Origin of the sequence: uncultured Campylobacter sp. (assembly GCF_938018035.1) — a bacterium.
GTDB lineage: Bacteria > Campylobacterota > Campylobacteria > Campylobacterales > Campylobacteraceae > Campylobacter_B.
In genome coordinates this window covers 1-2,482 of the sequence record NZ_CALIJF010000402.1, presented here as the reverse complement: position 1 = coordinate 2,482, position 2,482 = coordinate 1, and the positions used below count along the sequence as shown (strand labels likewise).

The 2,482-nt window shown below is 30.6% G+C and carries 3 protein-coding genes; 2 read left to right on the top strand and 1 reads right to left on the bottom strand.

Annotated elements, in window-relative coordinates; translation table 11 throughout:
* Window positions 1-239: hypothetical protein (locus Q0257_RS12280; RefSeq protein WP_298025178.1), on the top strand; the 239-nt coding region annotated here is incomplete at its 5' end.
* 38 nt (window positions 240-277) lie between these two features.
* A complete protein-coding gene (locus Q0257_RS12275) occupies window positions 278-1,852 on the top strand; it encodes a hypothetical protein (protein ID WP_298025175.1) in 1,575 nt (524 codons plus the stop codon).
* A 113-nt stretch (window positions 1,853-1,965) separates the two neighbouring features.
* Here the strand turns inward: Q0257_RS12275 and Q0257_RS12270 are convergent, their stop codons facing one another.
* Entirely contained in the window at window positions 1,966-2,304 is a 339-nt protein-coding gene (locus Q0257_RS12270) for a response regulator (RefSeq protein ID WP_298025173.1), read from the bottom strand.
* Between the last annotated feature and the right edge of the window lie 178 nt (window positions 2,305-2,482).

Below are 2,482 nucleotides of genomic sequence, written 5' to 3'. Positions count from 1 at the left end.
TCGATCAGCGCCTGCTCGTAAAGGCGGGCGCCATCCGCCAAAAATGGATCGATCAAGGCCAGAGCCTAAATATCTTCATGAGCCTAGATAAGGCAAGCGGCGGCTATCTGAGCGAAATTTACACGCTCGCATGGCAGCTGGGGCTAAAATCGACCTACTATCTACGCTCCGAAAGCCCCGATAGCGAGAAGCTAAACAACGTCGCGGATCGCTCAATCGAGTGCGAAGGGTGTCAGTAAAATCACTAACATGCTTTATAGAGGGGCTTCTATATCATATGAAAAATATTGATGATTTGTTGAAAGACAAAAAAGAATTTCAAAACGAATTTGATAGACTAAAAAAAGACATTGAAGGTAAATTCAATGATTTTAACGTATCAAAAAATAATTTGATGAGTCTATTTTATTTAAAAAATAATATATTCAATGAGCTAAGAAATAATAATCTCGATGAAACCTTATCTAAACTATATAATATAGATGATAAAATTTATAATCAATTTGTAATTTTACGCTCGGAACTTATAGATGAAAAGCTTGATAAAAAAAGTGATTTTGAAAAAATTTTTAAAAAGTATTATGATAAGAAAAATTTAAAAGATATTGGCAATTTTTTAAATAAAGTTAAGGAGTTTATTCAAGGGTACTATTTACAAATAATTATTGTAGTAGGTACAATCCCATTTTGTAGTTATTTCCTTTTTAATAAAGGTTTAAATTACTTCCCAGTACTTGATAATTTTAACGTAATATCTATCTTTGGGGAATTTTTTATTATAGGTATAGTGTTATTTATAATTTATTACATAATACCTACTTTGCATATTATATTTATTTATGCATATAGAGATAAGATAAAAAAAATCCAATCCTATTTTTGGTGGCTATTTGGTTTATCTATCATAGTATTAGTAATTATAGCGATATTGATTACACATGGAATTGAGCCGAACGCCTATATGAATTTGTTTATACTAGCTCCGATAATATTCATTCTTGTTATTTATCATTTCCGTAAACATAATTTTGAAATTATTCCTTATATAGTATACAGCGGCTTATTATTCCTCTTGGATTTTATTTTTATATTTTGCATATCAGTTATTCGTTTAGAAGCGAGTAATTTTACTGAAGTTATATTATATCTCTTGCCAATAACCTTATCTATTATTCTTATCCTTATATTTTTATTAAATATGACATATTTTTTCTTCAGATTTGCATTCACTTCACTTATTATTATAAATTTATTTACCTTGTTCTTTATGAGTGATGAAATTATAAAAATTTCGAACTATGGCAATATTGATTATAATTTTATAGTGCTTGATAAAGATGCACTTGGAGCGCTATCCAGTCAAATTTGTATTAAAGATAATAATACAAATATTTTTTATATAGATCGTTATAATAGACGATATGATTTTGATAAAGATACATATATAGCAAGCATCAGATGTAATAATTTACGACTACAAGAACATATTTTAAAATTCCCTAACAACGAAATTTTTTTCAAGACGATGGAAGGTCAAAATTTCAACTTAGATAACACAGACAATATAAATTTTACTAATGGAACTCTTGAATATGAGCATAAAGAAGGCAATGGTAATAAAGATCAAAAGGAAAATATAACCGCTACTACTGAAGCTATCACTTATATTTCGATAAATGATAACAATAAAACCATTATACTTCACAACATAAAAGCGCTTTCCGCAATCGGTAAATTTTATTATTTGCAAACGACTATTTTGGATGAAAATAATAAAGCTATAAGATTTGAGATAGATTCAAACTTTATAAAATCTAAACAAATAAGAAACCAAATTATACCTTACGATTAAAATCTTTTATATAACCCAATAAAATTTGATGATTACGGGTAAAATTCGCTAGTAATTACTAGCGTAATTATTATTTTTATAAATCATAATTAGATCCTCGGTCGTAAAAGGCTTTAGAATATAGCCCCGTCCACGCCGATGGATATCGCTTTGGTGAAAAATTTAGACTCGTCATGGGCTGAGAAGATGACCGTTTTTACCAAAGGATCGATCTGCTTGATCCGCTCTATCATTTCAAGCCCGTTAATGCCCGGCATATTGATATCGGTAAAAACAATACCTACTTTGCTTGCTTTAAATTTCTCGATACCTTCTCGCGCATCACCGCAGTCGATAACTTGATGAAAGAATAGTTTTAAAATTTTCGCGGTCTGCCGCCTTACCTCATTATCGTCCTCGACATATAGGGCGCGCATACTGCGAGTTTTAGCTTGCATTTCGTTTATATCCATAATGCAGCCCCCCCTCTCTTTAAAATTATACGTATCGTAAATTTTGTTCTGCCCGCTGCAATTGCACTTTGAGCTTTAAATTTTAAATCGAAATGTTTCTACTCTACCTGTCCGAGCTTTTTGAGATAGGCAAAAATTTTAGCGATCTCGATCATTTTATTTAGGCTTTCGAGTAGCT

Coding starts and splice junctions, on each gene's coding strand:
- Q0257_RS12275 (WP_298025175.1), top strand. CDS start 278: ATGAAAAATATTGATGATTTGTTGAAAGACAAAAAAGAATTTCAAAAC.
- Q0257_RS12270 (WP_298025173.1), bottom strand. CDS start 2,304: ATGGATATAAACGAAATGCAAGCTAAAACTCGCAGTATGCGCGCCCTA.